This window comes from Rhodanobacter spathiphylli B39 (assembly GCF_000264295.1).
Classification (GTDB): Bacteria; Pseudomonadota; Gammaproteobacteria; order Xanthomonadales; family Rhodanobacteraceae; genus Rhodanobacter; species Rhodanobacter spathiphylli.
Genome location: NZ_AJXT01000018.1, coordinates 14,701 through 37,412 on the forward strand (window position 1 = coordinate 14,701; position 22,712 = coordinate 37,412).

A 22,712-nucleotide genomic window follows, 5' to 3' on the forward strand; every position below is an offset into this window, starting at 1 on the left:
TACCTGTAGGGGATGCCCGTGGCTCAGCTCAAGTACCAGCTCCAACAAGCTTTCGAACGCTCGCAGGCCCCGCTGGGCTTCGCTCCCGACCCCGCCGCGATGGAACGTTTCCTGGGGCTGTGCCATCGCCGCCGCTACCCGGGCAAGACGGCCATCATCCGTCCGGGTGACCCGGCCAACACCTTGTACTACGTGGTGGACGGTTCGCTGGCGGTGTGCACCGAGGACGAACAGGGTCGCGAACTCATCCTCGCCTACATCAGCCGCGGCCAGTTCATCGGCGAAATGGGCCTGTTCGTCGAACAGGCCCAGCGCGAGTCGATGGTGCGCACGCGCACGGCCTGCGAGATGGCCGAGATCAGCTACGAGCGCCTGTTCCAGCTGATGGAAGGCCCGCTGCGCGAGGAGTGCCCGAAGATCCTGTTCGCGATCGGCGCCCAGCTCACCAACCGTCTGCTGCGCACGTCGCGACAGGTCAGCCGGATGGCCTTCATGGACGTCACCAATCGCATCTCGCGCACCCTGCTCGACCTGTGCCAGGAGCCGGATTCGATGACCCATCCGGACGGCACCCAGATCCGCATCTCGCGCCAGGAAGTCAGCCGCATCGTGGGCTGCTCGCGCGAAATGGTCGGCCGCGTGCTGAAGCAGCTGGAAGAGCAGCGCATGATCGACGTGTCCGGCAAGACCATCGTGGTGCGCGGCACCCGCTGATCGCTGGCGCACTCCCGGGAAGCCCTGCCTGAACCGGTTTTTTACGACGACTGGTTGAGGATGGCTTTCCGCCGCCAGTTGCGAGACCACGCTTGGATTACGGACAGTTCTTCATCTTCGTCGGTGTCGGCCTGCTCGCCCAGCTGGTCGACGGCGCGCTGGGCATGGCCTACGGCCTGGTCTCCAACTCGATCCTGCTGGCGCTGGGCCTGCCACCGGCGGTGGCCAGTGCCACCGTGCATACGGCCGAAGTGGTCACCACCGGCGTCTCCGGCGCCTCGCACGCGTGGTTCGGCAATGTGCGCTGGACGCTGTTCTGGCAACTGGCGATTCCCGGCGCCATCGGCGGCATCCTCGGCGCCACCTTCTTGGCCAGCGTGCCCGGCGAGGCGATCCGCCCCTGGGTCAATGCCTACCTGCTGATCCTCGGCGCGATGATCCTGCTGCGCGCCTTCGGCAAGCGGCTGACCCGGCACCAGGTGCAGCACAGCGGCGTGCTGGGCTTTCTTGCCGGGTTGCTCGACGCGATCGGCGGAGGTGGCTGGGGACCGCTGGCCACCAGCACACTGCTCGCCCGCGGCGGCGCCGTGCGCAGCACGATCGGCTCGGTCAACGCGGCCGAGTTCGTGGTCACCCTCTGCGTCTCCGCCACCCTGGTGCTGCATGTGGGCATCGGCCACTGGTCGATCGTGCTGGGCCTGCTCACCGGTGGCGTGATCGCCGCACCATTCGCCGCCTGGCTGGTGCGGCACCTGCCCGAACGCGCGGTGATGGCGGCCGTCGGCAGCCTGATCGTGCTGATCAGTCTGGGCCAGCTGGTGCAGACCTTGCTTCGATAGACGGGAACCGCGCGACCTGCGGATCGTCCTCAGAACCACTCGACGCGGGCGACCGTACGGCCCAGCGCCTTCTCCACCTTCTTGCACAGGGTCGGCGTGCCATTGACCAGCACCGGCTCGGCGGCGACCTTCAGCATCGCCACGTCATGCATCGAATCGCCGTAGGCGACCTGCCATGCCGACAGACCCTGCTTCGCCAGCAGCTGCACCTTGCGCCCGCCCACGTTGTGCCAGTGCACGCGCATGCCCAGCCAGCCGGGGCGCAGTTGCGAGGCCAGCACATCCAGGCCGGTCAGCCCCAGTTGCTGCACGATCCCGCTGACCAGGGCGTGTTCGCAACCGGTCACCACGATCACCCGGTCGCCCTGCAGCTGATGCTGGCGCAACACCTGCAAGGCGTCGCGATGAAACTGCCGGGGCCGGCGTGCGAGATCGGCGGCAAACGTCTCCGCGGCAAGCCGGTAACGGCGCTCGCCCAGCCCGAACAGCGCAATGCGCACCAGCACATGCATCGGCACGCGCCACGAGAACGGCAGGATCAGCAGCAGCAACGGCGCCACCAGCACGGCGGGCAACCAGCGCCACCACGAGCGGCGATAACGCTCGCGGATGAACAGATGGAACGCGTCGCCGCGGAACAGCACGCCGTCGAAATCGAACAGCACCACCCGCGGCGCGACCGCCTCGACATCGGCGGTCAGGGTCTCCAGCTCCGGCATCACGGTCACGGCAGCGAGAACAGCCGCCGCAGTTCGCTGCCCGGGTCCTCGGCGCGCATGAACGCCTCGCCGACCAGGAACGCCTGGATGCCCCCTTCGCGCAGGCGCGCCACGTCCTCCGGAGTGTGGATGCCGGACTCGGCCACCAGCACGCGGTCGTATTCGATCAGCTCCTGCAGCGCCAGCGAGGTCTCCAGCGAGGTCTCGAAACTGCGCAGGTTGCGGTTGTTGACGCCGATCAGCGGCACCGGCAAGGCCAGCGCGCGCTCCAGCTCTTCCTCGTCGTGCACTTCGCACAGCACGTCCATGTCCAGCTCGGCCGCCAGCAGCGACAGCTGCAGCAACATGTCGTCATCCAGCGCCGAGACGATCAGCAGGATGCAGTCGGCGCCGATCGCCCGCGCCTCGTACACCTGGTACGCATCGATGATGAAATCCTTGCGCAACACCGGCAGCGCGCAGGCTTCGCGCGCCTGCTGCAGGAACGCCTCGCTGCCCTGGAAGAAGTCGCTGTCGGTCAGCACCGACAGGCAGGCCGCGCCGGCCGCCGCGTAACTGGCCGCGATCGCGGCGGGATCGAAATTGCCACGGATCAGTCCCTTGCTGGGGCTGGCCTTTTTCACTTCGGCGATCACCGCCGGCATTCCCGCGGCGATCTTCGCCTCGATCGCCGCGCCGAAACCGCGCGTGGGCGGCAGCTCGGCGATGCGCGCGACCAGCTCGGCCTCGGGCACGCGGGCGCGGCGCTCGGCCACTTCCTCGGCCTTGCGGACAAGAATGCGATTGAGGATGTCAGTCATGGCATCTCACTTGGATGGTGCGCAGGTGGCGCGATGAAGGCGATGGCGACGTCGGCGAAGTTCAAACGCCCACGGGCACCAGGCCGGAAAGTCGACGGGTGACCGCCACGAAGGCCTGCATTTTCGCATGCGCGGCACCGCTGGCAATCGTGGCGCGGGCCAGCTCGATGCCGTCGGCGATCGAAGCGACCACGTCGGCGGCGTACAGCGCCGCGCCCGCGTTGAGGCAGACGATGTCGTGCGGCACGCCGGCCTCGCCCTGCAGCGCGCCCAGCAGCATCGCCTTCGATTCCTCCGCGTTCTCCACCCGCAGGTTGCGGCTGGAGGCCATCGCCAGGCCGAAATCCTCCGGCTCCACCTCGTACTCGCGCACCACGCCGTCGCGCAGTTCGCCGACCAGGGTCGCCGCGCCCAGCGAGATCTCGTCCATGCCGTCGCGGCCCCACACCACCAGCGCATGCCGCGCGCCGAGCTGCTGCAGCGCGCGCACCTGGATGCCGACCAGGTCGGGATGGAACACGCCCATCAGGATGTTCGGGGCGCCGGCCGGGTTGGTCAGCGGGCCGAGGATGTTGAACAGCGTGCGCACGCCCATTTCCTTGCGCACCGGCGCCACCACCTTCATCGCCGGATGATGGTTCGGCGCGAACATGAAGCCGATGTCGGTCTCGGCCATGCACGCGGCGACGTGTGCCGGCGCCAGCTCGATCGACGCGCCCAGCGCCTCCAGCACGTCCGCACTGCCCGACTTCGACGACACGCTGCGACCGCCATGCTTGGCGATGCGCGCGCCGGCCGCCGCCGCCACGAACATCGAGGCGGTGGAAATGTTGAAGCTCGACGCACCATCGCCGCCGGTGCCGACGATATCCAGGAAATGCGGATGTGCCGGCGCATCGACCTTCGCCGACAGCTCGCGCATCACCCGCGCCGCGCCGGTGATCTCGCCCACGGTTTCCTTCTTCACCCGCAGGCCGGTGATGATCGCCGCCGTCATCAGCGGGCTCACCTCGCCGTTCATGATCTGGCGCATCAGTGCGATCATCTCGTCGTGGAAGATTTCGCGATGCTCGATCAGCCGTTGCAGGGCTTCCTGCGGCGTGATCGTGATGGTCTGGGCGGAACCGTTCATGCCGCGGCCCGCAGCGGCTGCCCCAGGAAATTGCGCAGCAGGTCGTGGCCGTGCTGGGTCAGGATCGACTCGGGGTGGAACTGCACGCCCTCGACCGCCAGTGTCTTGTGGCGCAGGCCCATGATCTCGTCGATCGAGCCGTCCGGATTTTCCGTCCAGGCGGTGACTTCGAGGCAATCGGGCAGCGACGACTTCTCCACCACCAGCGAGTGGTAGCGCGTCGCCTCGAACGGATTGGGCAGGCCGGCGAACACGCCCTGGCCGCGATGGATCACCGGCGAGGTCTTGCCGTGCATGATCTGCTTGGCCCGGATCACCTTGCCGCCGAACACCTGGCCGATCGCCTGGTGGCCCAGGCACACGCCGAACACCGGGATCTCGCCGGCCAGCTCGCGCAGGACGTCCAGCGACACGCCCGAATCATCCGGCGTGCCCGGTCCGGGCGAAATCATGATGTGCGAAGGACGCAGCGCGCGGATGCCGGCGACATCCAGCGCATCGTTGCGCACCACCTTCACCTGCTGACCCAGCTCGCCCAGGTACTGCACGAGGTTGTAGGTGAAGCTGTCGTAGTTGTCGATCATCAGCAGCATGGGGCATCGCTTCGTGGCATTGGCGCAGTGCGTCATGATAACCACAGTGCGCCTGCCGCGCCCGCGCCGACGGGGAAGCTGGCTCAGCCGCGGGGCGCCAGCATCGCCGCCGACAGTCCCGCATCCACCAGCGGCGCCGGCAGCGGCAGGCCCAGCGCCAGGTGGGCGCAGGCTTCGCCCATCGCGGCGCTGGTCTGGATGCCGTAGCCGCCCTGCGCGGCGACCCAGAAGAAGCCGGGCGCATCGGTGGCGAACCCGCCGACCAGGTCGCCGTCGGCGACGAACGAACGCAGGCCGGCCCAGCTGCGGCGGGGCCGGCGGATCGTCATCGTGGTCGCCTGCTCGATGTTGTGGATGCCCAGCGCGATGTCGTATTCCTCCGGCTGCACGTCGTGCGGCTCGACCGGATCGGCGTTCGCGCACGAGCCCAGCAACAGGCCGGCGTCGGGCTTGAAATAGAAGGTTTCGCCGAAGTCGTTGATGAAGGGCCAGCGCGCGGTGGCCAGCGCCTCGGGCGGATCGAACACGAAGGCGGAGCGCCGCTTCGGCACGATGCCCAGCGGCGCCACGCCGGCGAGCCTGGCCACCTGGTCGACCCAGGCGCCGGCCGCGTTGACCAGCAACGGCGCGCGGTACGCGTGCTCGCCAGCCTCCACGCGCCAGCCGCCGGCATCGCGCTCGATCGCCCGGATCGCCACGTCCACCCGCAACTGGCCGCCGCGGGCGCGCAGCCCGCGCAGGAAACCCTGATGCAATTCGTTGACATCGATGTCGGCCGCGCCCGGCTCGTGCAGGCCGATCTGCGCAAACTCCGGCCGCAGCACCGGCACGGCGGCCTGCAACTGCGCTGCGTCATGCAGCTCGATGTCGCGCGTGAACGGCCGGATCGCCTCGTACAACGCGCTGACGTCATCCACCTGCGCCGCGTTGCCGACCAGGGTGGCGCCGCGCGGACCGAGGATGGGCTCGGCGGTGAAGCCGGCCGGCGGCGAAGCCAGGAACGGCCGGGTGGCGCGGGTCAGTGCACGCACCTGGGCCGAACCATAGGTTTCGCTGAACAGGGCTGCCGAGCGGCCGGTCGAATGCATGCCGGCGTAGGACTCGCGCTCCAGCACCAGCACGCGCGCATGCGGCGCAAGGAAGTAGGCGACCGAGGCGCCGGCCATGCCGGCACCGATCACGATCACGTCGGTTTCGATCAGATCCATTTCGAGCTCGGGGTTGAAGATGGGGAATGGGGAGCGGGAAAGGCGGTGGTTCTAGGGCTCTGCTTCGCCATTCCCGACTTGCCGTGACTGACGATTGACCACGCTGGTGGCGGCAAGGTCGCCGGTGACGTTGCCCAGGGTGGCCAGCGCGTCGGGAATCGTGTCCACCGCCAGCATCAGGCCCAGCGGACTGAGCGGCAGGCCCATCGCCTGCGCCACCGGCAGGTTGGTGGCGACGAAGGTGACCTGCCCCGGCAAGCCCACCGAGCCCAGGCTGATCACCACCGCCAGCAGCGCACCGGCCAGCAACTGCGCGGTGGACAGGTCGACGCCGTAAGCCCAGGCGATGAAAACCGCCGAGGTAACGTACTGCACCGGGCTGGTCAGGCGGAACAGGCTCACCGCCATCGGCAGCACCAGCGCGGCCACCTGCTTCGGATAACCCAGCCGGCGGTCGGCGCTTTCCAGCATCGCCGGCAACGAGGCCAGCGACGACTGCGTGCTGATCGCCACCACCTGCGCCGGCACCAGCGCGGGCACGAAGCGGCGCAGCCGTTCGCCGCCGAAGAACAGCGCCACCGGCAGCATCATCACGGTGACCGACAGGTACAGCAGGCACTCCACCAGCACGTAGACACCCAGCGCGCTGAGCATGCCCAGCCCGGAACGGGCGCATACCGAAAGGATCAGCGCGAACACGCCCAGCGGCGCCACCCACAGCACCCAGCGCACGATCACGATCATCGCGTCGGCGATCGCCTGGAAGAATTCCACCAGCATCGCGCGACGTGCCGACTCGATCCGGGTCAGCGCGAAACCCAGGAACAGCGCGAACACCACCAGCGGCAGCATCGCGCTCTGCGCCGCGGCCATGATCGCGTTGCTGGGCACGATCGCCACCAGCGTATCGATCCAGTTCGGCGCCGCCTGCGCGGCGGCCGGCACGCTGGCGTGATCGAGCGCCACGACCAGGGCGGGATTGTGCGGAAACAGCGAGAACACCAGCGGCGCGGCCAGCGCCGCGAACAGCGCGCCGCCGGTCAGGATCAGCAGGAAGGTCACGATCGCCCGCCGCGCGATGCGCCCGGACGCCGCCGCGTCGCTGGCGGTGTTGACGCCCACCACCACCAGCGCCAGCACCAGCGGCACCACGGTCATCTGCAGCGCGTTCAGCCACAGCTTGCCGATCGGCTGCACCACGTTGGCCACCTGCAGCGCCGCGGTTTCGTTCCAGCCGGCCAGCAGCAGGCCGATCACCGCGCCCGCGGCCAGTCCGGTCAGCACGCGGGACGTCGCACTCATCGGGCGGCATCCGTGGCGGCGAAGGCCGGCAACTGCCATGCCGTGCGCAGGCGCTCGTACTCGCCCTGCGGCAGCAGCACGAACACCGGATGATCTTCCGGCTTCAGCCACGCCAGCAGCGACTGCATCACCGCCGGCGTCATCGCGGTGCAGCCGGCGGTGGCGTCGCTGGGCGACTTCCACAGGTGGGCGAAGATGCAGCTGCCGGCCTGCGGAACGTTCGCGGGGTTCTGCTCGATCACGAAGCCCATGCGGTAGCGCTGGTCGCCGTACGCGTGCAGGTCGCGCCGCATCGGCTCGGTGGAACCCTTGACCGCCGCGGCGCCGACCACGCTGGCGTCGACGATGCGGTTGTAATGCTTCGCGCCGCTGACGTCGACGCAGTATTCGGTGGCGTTGAGCGCCAGGTACGGCATCGCGGTGTCGACGCTGGCGGCATAACCGAAGCTGTCGCCGATGCGGAACACCCCGGCCGGGCTGCGGTTGTCGCCCTCGCGCTTGACCGGGCCGCCCCCGTCGGTCTGCGGCGCGTTCAGCCCCAGGCCCCAGCCGGCACCGTTCTTGCCGACGGTCACCGGCACCGCGGCGCGCACTTCGCGCCAGCCATCGCCTGCCCGCTCGAACGTGCGCAGCGTGCCATGGTCCACGTTCCAGCCGGCCGTGGTCACCACGATCATCTGGCGCGCGTCATGCCACGGCGTCTTCGCCGTGCCGGCGTGCGCGACGCCGGCGAGGGTGACGGCGAACGTCAGCAAGGCAAGGGTTCGGCGGTTATCAGTCATCAGCTTTCCATCCGGTAAACCATCATCATCCGGTCATCTGCAGGAGCATCACCGGCAAACGGGCTCCTGCCACTCCCCGTTCCCCGTTCCCCGTTCCCGGCCTTCAAGGCTCCAGCATCAGCTGGATGCGATCGAGGTTGGCCAGCAGTTGCGCGTGCCGGTCGTCGCCGCCTTCGCACAGCTGCACGAACAGGCCGTCCAGCAGGTGCTGCAGCGCCGACTGGTACAGCAGCGGCTGGATGTACGGCAGCTCGTCGTGGGCGGACACCACCAGGGCGAGGTCGGCCAGCGTGCGCAGTGGGTTGGCGGTGTGCCGGGTCACCGTGATCACCTGGCCACGGCGCTCACGGAAGTAGCGGGCGATCTTGCCCAGCGCCGGATGGTTGCCGTGCTCGGAGAACACCAGCAGCACGTCGCCGGCGCCGGCGACGGAGATGTTGGCGGTCATCCGCGCGGTGTCGAAATTGTGCACGGTCAGGATGCCCAGCAGCGACAGCCGCAGCGCGAAGTTGCGCGCGTAGATGTCGTCTTCGCCCAGGCCGATGATGAACACCTTGCCGCTGCGGCCCGCCAAGGCGATCGCCTCGGCCACCGCCTGCAGCGTTTCCGGCGGGTTGATCAGCCGGGTCGCCTCCTCGGCCTCGGACTTGCGCCGCCACAGGGTCGAGCCACCGGCATCGCCGTCGCTGGCCGTCGCCAGCTGCGGTGCGTCGCTGTTGTCGGCGCGGGCGATCGCCTCGCCCACCGAATACTTGAGATCCGGATAGCCCTTGAAACCCAGCTTCTGGGTGAACTTCACCACGCTGGACTGGCTGATGCCCAGCGCATTGGCCAGTTGTTGCGAGGAGTAGTCGCGCAGCAGCTGCGCGTTCTCCAGCACGAAGTCGGCGATGCGCCGCTCCACTGCCGACATCTGGTCGCGTTCCGAACGGATTTTGACCAGCGGCGACATCAGTCTTCGATCCTCTCCAGGCCCCGTATCTCGCGGATGCCCAGGCCGGGTGCGTCCGTCACCGAGATCTCCGATTCGTTGAAGATTACCCCACCGTCGACCGGGTTGAACTGGCCCAGCGAAGGTCCGTCGAGGTCGATCTTGGTGATCACGTCGGCCTTGGCCACCGCCACGTGCACGGCGGCCGCCACGCTGATGCTGGTCTCCAGCATGCAGCCGATCATGCATTCGATGCCGTGCATGCCGGCGATGTCGGCTATGCGGATCGCGTTGGAGATGCCGCCGGTCTTCATCAGCTTGATGTTGATGATGTCGGCCGCGCGCAGGCGGATCAGCTCGATCACCTCCATCGGACCGAACACGCTCTCGTCGGCCATCACCGGCGTGTGCACGCGTTCGGTGACGTAGCGCATGCCGGCCAGGTCGCGCGCCTTCACCGGCTGCTCGATCAGCTCCAGCTTGATGCCGGCGTCTTCCAGCGTCTGCAAGGCGTACACCGCCTGCTTGGCGGTCCAGCCCTGGTTCGCGTCCAGCCGCAGCAGCGCGCGGCCTTCGACTGCGGCGTAGATCGCCTTGACCCGCTCGATGTCGACGCCGATGTCCTTGCCGACCTTGATCTTCAGCGACTCGAAGCCGCGCTCCACCGCCGAGATCGAGTCGGCCACCATCTTGTCGATGTAGTCGACGCTGATGGTGATGTCGGTGGTGATCACCGGATCGCCGCCGCCGAGCAGCTTGTACAGCGGCGCGTTGTAGAGCTGGCCCCACAGGTCGTACACCGCGATCTCCACCGCCGCCTTGGCGCTGGTGTTCTTCTCCATCGAGGACTGGATCAGCTGGGTGATGTGGTTGAGGTTGGCGATCTCCTGGCCGATCAGCCGCGGCGAAATGTAGTGCCGGATCGCGTCGATGATCGAGCCGTGGGTGTCACCGGTGATCACCGCGGTGGCCGGCGCTTCGCCATAGCCGATCTCGCCGCTGTCGGTGTGCACCATCACCACGATGTCTTCCACCGTGGAGACGGTACGCAGGGCCGTCTTGAACGGGGTCTTCAGCGGCACCCGCAGCATGCCGAACTGGATGTCGGTGATTTTCATGGGCAAACCTTCATGGAATCCGTGTCCTTGTTTTTGTTGCAGGCGGGCTCAATGACGGATGCGCACGATGCTGGTCATGCGGTCGACAAAGGTCTGCTTGTCGTTGTAGAGCATCGGCAGCAACGGCGTCACCGATACCGCGTTGAGCTTGACATGGGCCTTGCTGCCATCGGCCTTGCGATAGCTCATGCCGCCCACGTCGTGGATCACCCAGGGCTGTCCCTTGTACTGGCCGATCACCATCATCACGTGGCCCGGGATGTAGACCAGGTCGCCCACCTGCAGTTCATGCGCGGCCTTGAGGCGTGCCTCGCGGCTGTCCTTGTCGGTGAACAGCCGATGCTCCAGCGCCGGGCTGATCGACTGCTTGCTGGTATCGCGCGGCATCTGCACGCCCATGCTGCGATACACGTCGGAAACAAAGCCGCTGCAGTCGCGGCCGTCGTACGCATGCCCCCAGCCGTAGCGCTCGCCGAGGAACTTGAAAGCCTGGTGGAGGATGTTGGCCGGGGTCAGCGGCAGGTAGTCGCCGGCCGTGTCGGTGTTCTTCTGCAGCAGCGCGGGCGAGAACTGCAGCTTGCCGGCGGCATCGCGCCACGGCAGTTCCAGCGTGTACGCGGCGTACGCCGTTTGCCCGTTGACCGGCTGGTCCGGCGCCAGGCCGCCGGCCAGCGGCACGCGCGTGCTCATGTCCAGTTGCAGCTGCGACAGCTCGGGACGTTCGCGGGTGAACACCGTGCGCTCGCTGGCTCCGGTGATCACCCGGTACGGCGACTTGTCGACGTAACCGAAGACCTGCCCCGCGCTGCCCTCGGCCACGTTCTCCGCCTTCGTCCACGCGGCGTAGCGCGGGCTCAGCACGAACAGCCACCGGCCGTCGGCACTGGCATGTGCGATCACCACCGGCACGCCGGGGAACTCGGCAGTTTCCTGGAAGCGGTCGATGTCGGTGTCATCGTTCGAGCTGAACACGCGCAGGTCGGTCGGAAACGCGCGGAACGCGGCGCGCTGCACGATCAGTCCGTAACGTGTGGGCTGGCTGGCCGGGACCTTGTCCAGGGCGAGATCCGCCACCAGCGCATCGAACGTCGCCGACGGCACCGGCTTGCCCTCGACGTCGTAGCGCTGGTGCGTGGGGCGCTCCGAAACATGCGTGATCCAGCCACTGACCTGCTCGCGGGAGAGCGTGGCCGGCAGCTTGCGCAGGTCGTGCATCGACGGGTCGAGCTGCAGCAGCTTCGCGTTCTCCGCCTCGATCGTGGCGCGATCCATGATCACCCGGTCGGGCTGCGCCTGCAGGCCGATCCAGAACTGCGGGGTCAGCTGCGCCTCGCCCACGCCCAGCACGCCCGACGGCGGTATGGTCAGCGCGTCATTCGCCTCGCGCGCCTGCAGCGGTGCGCCGGCGAAGGCGAAGGCGAAGGCAAGCACGCTGGCGGCAATCAGGGAAAATCGCATCGTTCCGGTCCTGTATCGAATACGCGTCACGGTAGCGCCAGTGTCGACATGATCGTCGCCACCAGCAGGCCGAAACCGGTGCCCAGGATGTAACCGAGCAAGGCCAGCAGGATACCCACCGGCACCAGCGCGGCCGAATAGCTGGCCGCCAGGATCGGCGTGGCGGCCACGCCACCAATATGCGCCAGCGAGGAGATGCCGCACAGGTAGAGATCGAAGCGGAACAGCTTGGCGAAGCCGACCAGCAGCACCGCGTGGATCGCGATGACGGTGGCTCCGCACAGCAGGTACAGCGGCGCCGCGGCGATGCCGTGGAAATTGCTCTGCGAGGCCAGCACCGCCACCACGCTGATCAGCATCGCGCTGGAAATCGTGCCGGCGCCGGGAAACCGCGCCAGCGGCGTATGCGCCACCACCAGCCCGCAACCGGTGGCCAGCAGGATGGTCCAGGTGGTGGCGCTGACCATGCCCGACACCGGCAGCCAGCCGGCCAGCCAGCCCGACAGCGCCGCCACTGCCAGCGCCATGCCCAGCCACAGCAGCACGCTGTCGTAGGTGGTCGGCGCGCTGGTCTTCGGCTCGGCCAGCGGGATGTCGCCGCTGGACCTGGCCCGGGTCCAGCGGTTGAACGCCGGTGCCAGCCGTGCCACCGAGAACAGCACCACCACCCACATCGAGTAGCACAGCGCATCGGTCAGCAGCGACATCGCCAGCAGGTCGTCGGGCATGGCGATCGCCTGCTTCACCGCGATCATGTTGGCGGTGCCGCCGACCCAGCTGCCGGACAGCGCGGCCAGTGGCTGCCACTGGTTGCCCGGCAACCAGTGGCGATAGATCAGGAAGCTGGCGATGAAGGCCACGAACAGGCTGACCGAGGTGCAGGCGAACACCCCCAGCACGCGCGGCCCCAGCCGCCAGATCGCGCGCAGGTCGCAGTTGATCATCAGCAGGAACAGCAGCGCCGGCACCATGTGCGACACCAGCATCGACTGCGCCGCCTTGATCTCGGCATTGACCTGCCACAGCCCCGACACCGCCAGCGCGGTGACCAGCAGGTAGGTCAGCACGATCGGCGGCAGCACCGAGAAGATCTTCCAGCCGAAGCGGCGCTCGATCGCCGGAAACAGCCCCGCGACCAGCAACATCAGCGCCAGATAAGGCCAGACCGTATGGATCACGTGCACCCCCTCGTGGATCGTTTGCGGGCATCCACAGGCTGACGGTGTGCGGCCAGCAAGGAATAGCTGATTCTTGTTGAGTTCAACCGAAGCATAAATTATTGACCGGCATTTGCAAGCGTGTTACACAACCGTTTCAGGGGTCAATCGCGGGGACGTTTGTCGATGGATACGTTGCTACCTGTCGCACTGGCAACACGTCAGCCCACACGCAGGCTGCGCCTGGTGGCGTGCCTGTTCGCCCTGCTGCTTGCCAGCCCCGTCGCCTTCGCCGGCGCGGATGCCAGCAACGGAACCACCGCCCCCATCATCGCCCAGATCGACGCCGGCCATTTCCAGGCGGCCGAAGCAGCGATCACCGCTGCGCTGGCACAACCCGGCGTGCCGGCCGACACGCAGCACCAACTGGCGTTCCAGCGCGAGCGCATGCGCCGCATCCTGCTCGACTTCACCCTGAGCGCCGACGACGTCAAGGCGCGCGCGCGCAAGCAGATCCCCGACCTCACCGACGCCGAGTTCGCCAAGTGGAACGCGGCCGGCCTGTTCGAGCATCAGCTGATCGACGGCAAGACGCTCTATTTCAAGCGTTCGCCGGGCAACCTGTTCCGGCTCAGCGCCGAGGCGGTGGCGCGGCGCGCCGTGCAGACGCCGATCAGCGACGGCCCGATGGAAGCGTTGAACGATCACCAGCGCGCGATCTACAAGGCGGCGCTGGCCGGACATCGCAGCAGCGTTTTGCCGCGCCGCTTGCGCATGACGCAGACGCTGACCGTCGCCGCCGACGCCGTCCCCGCCGGCGAAATCGTGCGCGCCTGGATTCCGTATCCGCAGGCGATACCCGGCCAGCAGGAAGACATCCGCTACGTGGCCAGCGTGCCGGCGCAGCACCGCATCGCGCCCGAGTCCGCGCCGCAGCGCACCGCGTATCTGGAGAAGCCGGCGGTGGCCGGGCAGAAGACCGTGTTCTCGGTCACCTGGGAACTGACCCAGTACGCGCAGTACCACGCGATCGATCCGGCCCGCGTGGTACCCGCCACGATCACCCCCGAGCTGGCGCCGTTCGTGGCCGAGCGCTCGCCGCACATCGTGTTCACCGACGCGATGCGCGCGTTCTCGCGCAAGGTGGTCGGCGACGAGAAGAACCCGTACCGCATCGCGCAGAAACTGTTCGCCGCGGTCGACCGGATTCCCTGGGCCGGCGCCCGCGAATACTCGACGATCTCCAACATCAGCGACTACGCCCTGCACGCCGGCCATGCCGACTGCGGCCAGCAGACCCTGTTGCTGATGACGCTGCTGCGGCTCAACGGCATCCCCACGCGCTGGCAGTCGGGCATGGTGTTCTCCAGTGACGGCAGCGGCTACAGCAACATCCACGACTGGGGCTTCGCCTACCTCGCGCCCTACGGCTGGGTGCCGATGGACGTCACCACCGGCCGCCTGCATCCGTCGCCCGCGGACGACCCGGCGCTGGAATGGTTCTACCTCGGCGGGCTTGACGAATACCGCATCGCCTTCAACAGCGACTACGACCGTCCGTTCCAGCCGGCCAAGCAGCAGTTCCGCTCGGACAACGTGGACTCGCAGCGCGGCGAGGCGGAGTGGCGCGGCGGCAACATCTATTTCGATCAGCTGGATTACGACTTCGACTGGCAGCTTCTGCCGGCGGCGCAGGGACGCAGCGGCAAATAACAGAAAGCCTTCAATAAACATGGCATCGACGGCGTCGATGGGGAGATGGGGAAATGAGCAACAGTCGCAGCTTGCGCAGAACCGTACTTTGCATGGCGCTGGGCCTCGGCCTGGGGTCACTGGCAACGCCGGCGGCCTTCGCCGGCAACAATGACGGTTCGGTGGTGGGCCATGCCCAGGCCGGCGCGGTGATCACCGCGGTGAATCCGGCCACCGGGCTGACCCGCACGATCACCGCCGACCAGCGCGGCAACTACCGCTTCCCGTTCCTTCCCGTCGGCGACTACACCGTCAGCGCCAGCGTGAATGGCCAGCCGGTTGGTCAGCCGCGCACCGTCACCGTCAGCCTCGGCAATGCCACCACGCTGGACCTGGGCGCCTCGCCCAGCGCCACCGACCTGTCGGCGATCCAGGTCACCGGCAACGGCCTGCCGGTGATCGACGTGACCTCGACCGAGTCGGCCACCAATGTCTCGCGCGCCGAACTGGTGCGCCTGCCGGTCGACCAGAACGTCACCTCGGTGGCCCTGCTGGCGCCGGGCGTGGTCAAGGGCAACGCGGGCTTCGGCGGCATTTCCTTCGGCGGCTCATCGATCGCCGAGAACTCCTTCTACGTCAACGGCCTCAACGTCACCGACTTCTACAACCGCAACGGCTTCTCCGAAGCCCCGTTCGCCTTCTACGACCAGTTCCAGGTCAAGACCGGCGGCTACTCGGTGGAGTTCGGCCGCACCACCGGCGGCGTGGTCAACGCGGTGGCGCGCTCGGGCACCAACGAGCTGAAGGGCGGCGTCGAGATCACCCTGGAGCCGGGCAACTGGCATTCGCGGGCCGATGACCAGTACAACGCCGAGGGCAAGCGTTACATCACCGCCAGCCGCGACCAGGACTCGCTGGTGAAGACGAACGTCTGGGCGTCCGGCCCGATCATCAAGGACAAGCTGTTCATCTTCGCGATGTACGAAGCCCGCGGCAGCAGCCCGCGCAATACCAACGACCCCGGCAACACGCTCACCTCGAACAGCGCCAACACCGGTTTCTGGGGCACCACGATCGACTGGAACATCACCGACAGCAACGCTCTGCAGCTGATGGCGTTCTCCAACAAGAACAAGAACACCGGCGACGTCTACGGCTACCACTACGACACGAACACCATCGACGCCCTGAGCAACAAGATCTTCTCCGACACCGGTGGCAAGAACTGGGCGCTGACCTGGACCAGCTACCTCACCAACGACCTGTCGATGAAGCTGATGTACGGCCGCAACGAACGCGAAGCGTTCACCCGCTCGCAGCTGGACATCAGCTGCAACTACGTGTCGGGCAACAACGCCTTCCTGCAGCTCCACGACCCGGGCGTCGCGCTGGGCTGCACCAGCAATTCCACCGTCTACGATCGCAACGACATCCGCAAGCAGGCGCGCGCCGACTTCGAATGGACGCTGGGCGACCACCTGCTGCGCTTCGGCTACGACCACGAGAACGACACCTCCGACTACAGCCGTTACTACGCCGGCCCGGGTGCGTACTACTACAACCTCTATGCGGCCAACGCCGGCACCACCATCCCGAACGGCGGCGTGGTGCCGGCCGGCTACGACTCCTACATCCGCGCCCGCCGCTACGAGATCTCCGGCACGTTCACCACCAAGAACGCCGCCTACTACATCGAGGACAACTGGCAGGTCACGCCCAACCTGGTGCTCAACCTCGGCGTGCGCAACGACAGCTTCGACAACCAGGACGCGGCAGGCCGCAGCTACATCAAGATGGACCGGCAGATCGCCCCGCGACTGGGCTTCTCCTGGGACATGAAGGGTGACGGCAGTACCAAGCTGTTCGGCAACCTCGGCCGCTACTACCTGCCGGTGGCCAACGTGATCAACATCAAGCAGGCCGGCGGCCTGCTCGATGAGCGCACCTATTACGCGTTCGACGGCTGGGACTACCAGACCCTCAACGGCGTCGAGTACGCCATCCCGAAGCTCGGCCCGCAGATCGGTGCGGTCGACGATTCGCAGGGCGACGGCACCGTCGGCGACCTGCGCTCGGAAGTCGACAAGAACATGGACCCGGTCTACCAGGACGAGGCGATCCTCGGCTTCCAGCAGCTGATCAGCAACAGCTGGTCGTGGGGCGTCAAGGGCACCTATCGTCGCCTGCACAACGCGATCGACGACATGGAAATCAGCGCCACCGCCCAATGTGGTGAAGACGGCTACATCGGCTGGGTGATGGCCAACCCGGGAACGAAAGTTACCGTGTGGGGCGACACCAACTGCGACGGCACGCCTGACGGTTACCTCACTGTCGATACCGCGAAGGAAGGCTGGGCGATGTATCGCCAGGACGGCGTCGATGCCAACAACGAACCGATCATGACCTACATCGGGCAACATGGCTGGGTGAAGCCCAAGCGCACCTACGCGGCCGTCGAGCTGCAACTGGACCGTGCGTGGGACGAGAAGTGGTCGATGAACGCCTCGTACACGATGTCGTGGAACCGCGGCAACGCGGAAGGCCCGGTCAACTCCGACACCAACTTCGACGACACTGGCCGCACCGAGAACTTCGATGATCCGTGGGTCAACATGGGCGGCGATGGCTACCTGCCGAACGACCGCCGTCACCAGTTCAAGCTGCGCGGCGCCTATGCGCTGACTCCTCACTGGCAGCTCGGCGCCGACCTCAACGTGGCCTCCGGCGGCCCGATCACCGGCTTCGGCGTGGGCAATCCCTACGACACCAAGAATTACCACAGCTACTTCATCTGCGTGGATAACTGCAACTCGCCGTTTTCCGCGGAACGTGTCTACGAGCGCTCACCGCGCGGCAAGTACGGCCGCCTGCCGTGGACCTACAACCTCAACGCCGGCATCACCTACGTGAAGCCATTTGACGGTGGAGAGTTCCGGGTGAAACTGGCCGTCTACAACCTGCTCAACCAGAAGCGCACCACCCGGGTGGACCAGGACCTGCAGACCGACATCGGCGACGTGATTGACGACCAAGGAAACGATACTGGCGTCGGCCAGCTCAATCCGACGTTCCGCCAGCCGCTGGGCTTCCAGTCGCCGCGGTTCACCCAGCTGACCATGTCCATCAACTTCTGATCGACCTCCCCGATCGCGGCCCGCCAGCTGGCGGGCCGCACTTTTTTGAAACCCCTTTCCCGAAAGACGGCGTACCTGCCATGTTTCCGCAAACCAGCCGTCCCGCATCGCCGGCGCCGATCTCCGAAACCACCGACGAGTCCCGCCTGTTCGATGGCGTCGACCTGCCACGGCTGGCTGAACGCATGGGCACGCCGCTGCACGCCTACTCGGCCAGCGCGATCCGCCAGCGCATCGATGAACTGCACGCCGCCCTGCACGGGCTGGACGCACTGATCTGCTACGCGGTGAAGGCCAATTCGAACCTGGCCATCCTGCAGCTGATGGCGAATGCCGGCGTGGGCGCCGACATCGTCTCGGTGGGCGAACTGCGCCGCGCGCTGCATGCGGGCATTCCCGCCGAACGCATCGTGTTCTCCGGCGTCGGCAAGAACGCCGACGAGATCGCCGGCGCGCTGAACGTCGGCATCCAGCGCTTCAACGTGGAATCGCACGACGAACTGCTCACCCTGCAACGCGTGGCCCGGGCCCAGGACGTGGTGGCGCGCGCCGCCGTGCGCATCAACCCCGACGTGGATGCACAGACCCACGCGAAGATTTCCACCGGCAAGTCGGAGAACAAGTTCGGCGTCAGCATCGACGAGGCGCGCCGCTGGTTCGCCGAACGCAAGTCGCTGAGCCACGTGCAACTCGATGGCCTGCACGTGCACATCGGCTCGCAGATCCTCAGCGTCGAACCGTTCCGGCTCGCGCTGCAGCGCGTCGCCGCGTTCTGGCGCGAGCTCGAACAGGCCGGCCACCCGATCCGCAGCATCGACGTCGGTGGCGGGCTCGGCGTGTGCTACCGCGCCGGCGTGGACCAGCCGGTGGCCGCCGCCGACTACGTGGCCGTGATCCGCGCAGCGCTGGCCGGCTATCACGGCCGCCTGCTGCTGGAGCCCGGCCGCTACCTGGTGGCGGAGGCCGGCGTGTTGCTGACCCGGGTGATCCGGGTCAAGCCGGGCGAGCAGCGCCAGTTCCTGGTGCTGGACGCGGCGATGAACGACCTGCAGCGCCCCAGCCTGTACGACGCCTGGCACGACATCGTCCCGGTCATCGACGAGGGCCGGCCCGTCACCACCTACGACATCGTCGGCCCGGTCTGCGAAACCGGCGACACCTTCGCCCGCGGCCGCGAGTTGCCCCGCTGCGATGCGGGCGACCTGTTGCTGATCAGGGCCACCGGCGCGTACGGTGCATCGATGGCGTCCACCTACAACTCGCGACCGCTGGCCGCCGAGGTGATGGTGCAGAACGGCCGCTATGCCATCGTGCGGCGCCGCCAGCACTTCGAGGAAATGATTGCCGGCGAGCAGCCGGCCCGCCAATGGGAGACCGCATGAACACCATCCTCCGCCTTGCCCTGCTCGCCGCACTGGCCGCCAGCACCGCCGTATCGGCGCGGCCCGTACAGGACCCGCCGGTCACCATCGACAGCCACGTCGACATCCCGTTCAACTACATGGGCGAGCCGCGCTTCGACGCCGGCAAGGACACCCGCCTGCTGGTCGACCTGGGCAAGATGGAACGCGGCGGACTCAACGCGGCGTTCTTCGTGATCTGGGTGCCGCAGCACCAGCTCGACGCCGCGGGCTACGCCAAGGCGGTACAGCAGGCCAGCCAGAAGTACGACGGCATCGGCCGCATGCTGATGATGTATCCCGACCGCATCCGCCTGGCCACCACGCCCGAGCAGCTGCTGGCCAACCACAAGGCCGGCCTGCTCTCGGCCACCATCGAGATCGAGAACGCCTACTCGCTCGGCCACGACCTGCGCCGCCTCGACGCCGCCTTCGATCGCGGCGCACGCTCGGTCGGCCTGGTCCACGTCGGCAACAACGACCTGTGCACCAGCTCGCTGCCCGACACCGAACACGGCGAGCCGGCGATGAACAGCGCCGGCGACCGGGGCATGAGCGACTTCGGCCGCGCCGTGGTGAAGCGGGCCAACCAGCTCGGCATGATGATCGACATCTCGCACGCCTCGGACAACTGCGTGCGCGACGCGCTGAAGGCCTCCGCCACGCCGATCATCGCCACCCACTCCGGCGCCCGCGCCGTGCTCGACCATCCGCGCAACCTGCCCGACGACCTGCTGCGGGCGATCGCCGCCAAGGGCGGCGTGATCGACGCCGTCGCCTACAAGGAATTCCTCAAGAAGGACCCGGGCCGCGAGGCCGCGGAAAAGAAGCTGCAGGACGCCGTGGCGAAACAGGCCGGCGAAAAGAAGTACGACAGCGACAGCGACGACTACCGCCCCGAGATGGAAGCGGGCATGGCCGAGATCCAGAAGAAATACCCGCTGGCCACGCTGGACGACTACGTGAAGCAAATCCGCCACATGGTGGAGGTGGCAGGCATCGACCACGTCGGCATTTCCTCCGACTTCGACGGCGGTGGCGGCATCACCGGCTGGAAAGACGCCAGCGAAACCCGCAACGTCACCGCCGCCCTGCGCCAGGCCGGCTTCAGCGACGCGGATATCGCCAAGCTGTGGGGCGGCAACCTGCTGCGCGTGTGGGGCGAGGTCGAGCGCCATGCACAGCACTGATCAAGCATTGCTCCCTCCCCTGCACCGCAGGGGAGGGCTGGGGTGGGGTGCTCTTGCTCTTGCTCTTGCTCTTGCTCTTTCTCTTGCGCTCCTGCTCGCCGTCCCGCCCGGCGCCGTCGCCCAAACCGCCAACCCCGCCTACGACAAGATCGTCGACGCCACCATCGCCCGCTACCACCTGCCCGGCATCGCCGTGGGCGTGATCGAGAACGGCAAGGTCGTCTACACCCGCACTGCCGGCGAAACCGTCGCCGGCTCCGGCCGGAAGATCACCCCGCAGACGCTGTTCAAGATCGCCTCCAACAGCAAGGCGATGACCACCGCCCTGCTCGGCCGCCTGGTCGACCAGGGCAAGCTGCGCTGGGACGATCCGGTGACGAAGTACCTGCCGGAATTCCGCATGCACGATCCGTGGGTCACCGCGAACATGCGCGTGGCCGACCTGCTCACCCATTCCAGCGGCCTGCCCGAGGGCGGCGGCGACCTGATGCTGTGGCCGGAGCCGAACGCGTTCACCCGCGCCGACATCATCCACGGCCTGCGCTTCATCAAGCCCGGCTACAGCTTCCGTTCGCAATACCAGTACGACAACCTGCTCTACGTGGTGGCCGGCGAAGTCGCCGCCGCCGCAGGCGGCGCGTCGTACGAAACGCTGATGCATCGCGAAGTGTTCGCGCCGCTGCAGCTGGACCGTTGCCAGGTCGGCGCGTGGAACCGCGACACAGTGGGCGACGTGGCCACGCCGCATCGCCGCGACGGCGAGCGCAACGTGCCGATCCCGGAAGCCGCCGCGATCCCGGCGATCACCTCCGCGCCGGCCGGCGGCATCCGCTGCGACCTCACCGACATGCTGAGCTGGGCGCGCAACTGGCTGGTGCCGACCCACGCACAGCTGCAGTGGCTGTCGCCGGTGCAACGCGAGGTGCTGCAGGCGCCGCACATGCTGATTCCGGTCTCCGCGCAACGCCGCGCCTGGGACCACTCGCACGTGATGGCCTACGGCTACGGCTGGCGCATGACCGACGTGGACGGCCAGTGGCTGGTCTGGCACACCGGCACCCTGAACGGCATGTACTCGATGCTGGCCCTGCTGCCGGATCGCAACAGCGGCTTCGTGTTCATGATCAACGGCGAGGCGGACGATGCGCGCACCGTGCTCGGCGAAATGCTGACCAAGCACTTCACCGCGCCGGCCGAACCGCGGGACGTGAACTGGTACGCCGACGCGCTGGAGCAACGAGCCGCGCAACGCCCCGCCGACGCCACGGCGCCGGACACCTCGGCACAACGCCCGGCCACCACCACCGAACTCGCCTCATGGACCGGCGCCTACCGCGACCCGTGGTTCGGCGGCGTCTCGCTGTGCCCGCGCGACGGCAAGGTCCGTTTCGCCGCCACGAAGTCGCCTTCGCTGACCGGCACCGTGATGCGCCTGGGCGAGCGCTACCTGGTGCACTGGGACGGCGGCGAGCTCGATGCATGGCTCGATTTCCACGCCGCCTCCGCCGGCACGCCGACCACCTTGCGCATGGCCAAGCTCGATCCGCAGGGCGACTTCAGCTCCGACTACGAAGACCTCGACTTCCAGCGCACGGAAGACTGCCCATGAAGAACGCGCCCCTCGCAAAACCCCTTCCCCCGCTGGCGGGGGAAGGTGCCAACTGCGAAGGCAGGATGCCGAAGCGGACGGCGAAGCCGGCCCGAAGGGCGTGCCGCAGGAGCGGCACGCAAGGCGGATGGGGGGCTTGGGGTCGGCGTGTGCCCCCACCCGCCCTCCGGGCACCTTCCCCCGCCAGCGGGGGAAGGAAGGTTGTCTTGGCCTTGATGTTCGGCCTCTGCATCGGCAGCCTCCACGCCCAGGACAAACCCGCCCTGTCGCCCGCGAAAACCGCCGCCGAAGCCAAACTGGTCGACATCCGCACGCTGGTGCCCGACATCGCCGAGGACATCAAGTACGCCGGCAGCGACAATTTCATGGACACGCCGGCGGACGGCTATCGCGCCCCGGCCTGCCTGCTGCTGCGTCCGGTCGCCGAAGCGCTGGCACGGGTCGAGCGTGACCTGCGCACGCGCCACCAGCGCCTGAAGATCTGGGACTGCTACCGCCCCGCCCGCGCGGTGGCGCATTTCGTGCGTTGGGCCCACGATCTTTCCGACCAGCGCACCAAGCCGCAGCACTACCCGCGCCTGGACAAGTCCGAACTCCTGCACGGCTACATCGCGGAAAGCTCCGGCCACAGCCGCGGCGCCACCATCGACCTGACCATGCAACAGTGCGCCGCCGACGGCAGCCGCTGCATGCCGCTGGACATGGGCACGGATTTCGACTTCTTCGACGTGCGCGCGCACACCGACACGCCCGACGTCACGCCGCAGCAACACGCGAACCGCCTGCTGCTGCGCGACGCGATGGAGCGCGAGGGCTTCCGCAACTATCCGATGGAGTGGTGGCATTACACCCTCGACCCGGAACCGACGCCGCACACGCTCTACGACGTGCCGGTGCAGTGACCCGAAACCCGCAGCGCAAAGGCGACATG

The 22,712-nt window shown here is 67.6% G+C and carries 19 protein-coding genes; 8 read left to right on the forward strand and 11 right to left on the reverse strand.

From position 1 onward, the window contains the following. Nucleotides 1–12 precede the first annotated feature (12 nt). The gene (gene crp / locus UU7_RS08390; protein ID WP_007807303.1) at nt 13–714 is read left to right on the forward strand and encodes a cAMP-activated global transcriptional regulator CRP; all 702 of its coding nucleotides are present in this window, start codon (nt 13–15) and stop codon (nt 712–714) included. A gap of 92 nt (nt 715–806) precedes the next feature. Next, nucleotides 807–1,553: a sulfite exporter TauE/SafE family protein gene (locus UU7_RS08395; protein WP_007807305.1), complete on the forward strand. Its 747-nt coding sequence runs from the start codon at nt 807–809 to the stop codon at nt 1,551–1,553. Nucleotides 1,554–1,582: 29 nt separating this feature from the next. On the opposite strand, the gene UU7_RS08400 is transcribed toward UU7_RS08395, so the two are convergent. From UU7_RS08400 to UU7_RS08450, 11 genes are all read right to left on the reverse strand, one after another. After that, nucleotides 1,583–2,272, reverse strand: coding sequence for a haloacid dehalogenase-like hydrolase (locus UU7_RS08400; RefSeq protein WP_040673135.1), 690 nt, complete (start codon nt 2,270–2,272; stop codon nt 1,583–1,585). Nucleotides 2,273–2,277: 5 nt separating this feature from the next. Further along, nucleotides 2,278–3,072, reverse strand: a complete 795-nt coding sequence (trpC, locus tag UU7_RS08405; protein ID WP_007807308.1) for an indole-3-glycerol phosphate synthase TrpC — start codon at nt 3,070–3,072, stop codon at nt 2,278–2,280. A gap of 61 nt (nt 3,073–3,133) precedes the next feature. Next, nucleotides 3,134–4,204: an anthranilate phosphoribosyltransferase gene (trpD, locus tag UU7_RS08410; protein ID WP_007807310.1), complete on the reverse strand. Its 1,071-nt coding sequence runs from the start codon at nt 4,202–4,204 to the stop codon at nt 3,134–3,136. Then, entirely contained in the window at nt 4,201–4,797 is a 597-nt protein-coding gene (locus tag UU7_RS08415; protein WP_007807312.1) for an anthranilate synthase component II, read from the reverse strand. The genes trpD and UU7_RS08415 overlap by 4 nt, the downstream gene beginning before the upstream one ends. An 83-nt stretch (nt 4,798–4,880) precedes the next feature. Beyond that, nucleotides 4,881–6,005, reverse strand: a complete 1,125-nt coding sequence (locus UU7_RS08420; protein WP_007807314.1) for an NAD(P)/FAD-dependent oxidoreductase — start codon at nt 6,003–6,005, stop codon at nt 4,881–4,883. 51 nt (nt 6,006–6,056) lie between these two features. Then, nucleotides 6,057–7,307 carry a dicarboxylate/amino acid:cation symporter gene (locus UU7_RS08425; RefSeq protein ID WP_007807316.1) on the reverse strand — a complete coding sequence of 417 codons (1,251 nt, stop codon included), beginning with the start codon at nt 7,305–7,307 and terminating at the stop codon, nt 6,057–6,059. Continuing rightward, on the reverse strand, nt 7,304–8,089 hold the full coding sequence (locus UU7_RS08430) for a L,D-transpeptidase family protein (protein ID WP_040673118.1): 786 nt from the start codon (nt 8,087–8,089) through the stop codon (nt 7,304–7,306). The genes UU7_RS08425 and UU7_RS08430 overlap by 4 nt, the downstream gene beginning before the upstream one ends. Nucleotides 8,090–8,192: 103 nt before the next feature. Next, on the reverse strand, nt 8,193–9,041 hold the full coding sequence (locus tag UU7_RS08435) for a MurR/RpiR family transcriptional regulator (RefSeq protein ID WP_007807322.1): 849 nt from the start codon (nt 9,039–9,041) through the stop codon (nt 8,193–8,195). Continuing rightward, entirely contained in the window at nt 9,041–10,138 is a 1,098-nt protein-coding gene (locus UU7_RS08440) for a dipeptide epimerase (protein ID WP_007807323.1), read from the reverse strand. The genes UU7_RS08435 and UU7_RS08440 overlap by 1 nt, the downstream gene beginning before the upstream one ends. A 48-nt stretch (nt 10,139–10,186) precedes the next feature. Continuing rightward, entirely contained in the window at nt 10,187–11,596 is a 1,410-nt protein-coding gene (locus UU7_RS08445) for a C40 family peptidase (RefSeq protein ID WP_007807325.1), read from the reverse strand. A gap of 26 nt (nt 11,597–11,622) precedes the next feature. Then, complete coding sequence (locus UU7_RS08450; RefSeq protein WP_040673137.1) at nt 11,623–12,774, reverse strand: DUF819 family protein; 1,152 nt, start codon at nt 12,772–12,774, stop codon at nt 11,623–11,625. A 165-nt stretch (nt 12,775–12,939) separates the two neighbouring features. Here UU7_RS08450 and UU7_RS08455 point away from each other — a divergent pair, with 165 nt between their 5' ends. The 6 genes from UU7_RS08455 (at nt 12,940) to UU7_RS08480 (ending at nt 22,683) form a co-directional block, all read left to right on the forward strand. Next, complete coding sequence (locus UU7_RS08455) at nt 12,940–14,466, forward strand: transglutaminase-like domain-containing protein (RefSeq protein WP_040673119.1); 1,527 nt, start codon at nt 12,940–12,942, stop codon at nt 14,464–14,466. A 53-nt stretch (nt 14,467–14,519) separates the two neighbouring features. Continuing rightward, nucleotides 14,520–17,582: a TonB-dependent receptor gene (locus tag UU7_RS08460; protein WP_040673121.1), complete on the forward strand. Its 3,063-nt coding sequence runs from the start codon at nt 14,520–14,522 to the stop codon at nt 17,580–17,582. A gap of 80 nt (nt 17,583–17,662) precedes the next feature. Continuing rightward, entirely contained in the window at nt 17,663–18,964 is a 1,302-nt protein-coding gene (lysA, locus tag UU7_RS08465; protein ID WP_007807333.1) for a diaminopimelate decarboxylase, read from the forward strand. Further along, complete coding sequence (locus UU7_RS08470; RefSeq protein ID WP_007807335.1) at nt 18,961–20,172, forward strand: dipeptidase; 1,212 nt, start codon at nt 18,961–18,963, stop codon at nt 20,170–20,172. The genes lysA and UU7_RS08470 overlap by 4 nt, the downstream gene beginning before the upstream one ends. Before the next feature lie 37 nt (nt 20,173–20,209). Further along, complete coding sequence (locus UU7_RS08475; RefSeq protein WP_425480507.1) at nt 20,210–21,781, forward strand: serine hydrolase; 1,572 nt, start codon at nt 20,210–20,212, stop codon at nt 21,779–21,781. Nucleotides 21,782–21,996: 215 nt separating this feature from the next. Beyond that, the gene (locus tag UU7_RS08480) at nt 21,997–22,683 is read left to right on the forward strand and encodes a M15 family metallopeptidase (protein ID WP_050981438.1); all 687 of its coding nucleotides are present in this window, start codon (nt 21,997–21,999) and stop codon (nt 22,681–22,683) included. The last annotated feature ends 29 nt before the right edge of the window (nt 22,684–22,712 follow it).

Bases quoted from the DNA above. Each gene is read 5' to 3' on its own strand.
- UU7_RS08430 (WP_040673118.1), bottom strand. From the start codon at position 8,089: ATGACTGATAACCGCCGAACCCTTGCCTTGCTGACGTTCGCCGTCACC.
- UU7_RS08420 (WP_007807314.1), bottom strand. From the start codon at position 6,005: ATGGATCTGATCGAAACCGACGTGATCGTGATCGGTGCCGGCATGGCC.
- trpD (WP_007807310.1), bottom strand. From the start codon at position 4,204: ATGAACGGTTCCGCCCAGACCATCACGATCACGCCGCAGGAAGCCCTG.
- UU7_RS08415 (WP_007807312.1), bottom strand. From the start codon at position 4,797: ATGCTGCTGATGATCGACAACTACGACAGCTTCACCTACAACCTCGTG.
- trpC (WP_007807308.1), bottom strand. From the start codon at position 3,072: ATGACTGACATCCTCAATCGCATTCTTGTCCGCAAGGCCGAGGAAGTG.
- UU7_RS08400 (WP_040673135.1), bottom strand. From the start codon at position 2,272: ATGCCGGAGCTGGAGACCCTGACCGCCGATGTCGAGGCGGTCGCGCCG.
- UU7_RS08470 (WP_007807335.1), top strand. From the start codon at position 18,961: ATGAACACCATCCTCCGCCTTGCCCTGCTCGCCGCACTGGCCGCCAGC.
- UU7_RS08480 (WP_050981438.1), top strand. From the start codon at position 21,997: ATGTTCGGCCTCTGCATCGGCAGCCTCCACGCCCAGGACAAACCCGCC.
- UU7_RS08455 (WP_040673119.1), top strand. From the start codon at position 12,940: ATGGATACGTTGCTACCTGTCGCACTGGCAACACGTCAGCCCACACGC.
- crp (WP_007807303.1), top strand. From the start codon at position 13: ATGCCCGTGGCTCAGCTCAAGTACCAGCTCCAACAAGCTTTCGAACGC.
- UU7_RS08440 (WP_007807323.1), bottom strand. From the start codon at position 10,138: ATGAAAATCACCGACATCCAGTTCGGCATGCTGCGGGTGCCGCTGAAG.
- lysA (WP_007807333.1), top strand. From the start codon at position 17,663: ATGTTTCCGCAAACCAGCCGTCCCGCATCGCCGGCGCCGATCTCCGAA.
- UU7_RS08435 (WP_007807322.1), bottom strand. From the start codon at position 9,041: ATGTCGCCGCTGGTCAAAATCCGTTCGGAACGCGACCAGATGTCGGCA.
- UU7_RS08425 (WP_007807316.1), bottom strand. From the start codon at position 7,307: ATGAGTGCGACGTCCCGCGTGCTGACCGGACTGGCCGCGGGCGCGGTG.
- UU7_RS08445 (WP_007807325.1), bottom strand. From the start codon at position 11,596: ATGCGATTTTCCCTGATTGCCGCCAGCGTGCTTGCCTTCGCCTTCGCC.
- UU7_RS08460 (WP_040673121.1), top strand. From the start codon at position 14,520: ATGAGCAACAGTCGCAGCTTGCGCAGAACCGTACTTTGCATGGCGCTG.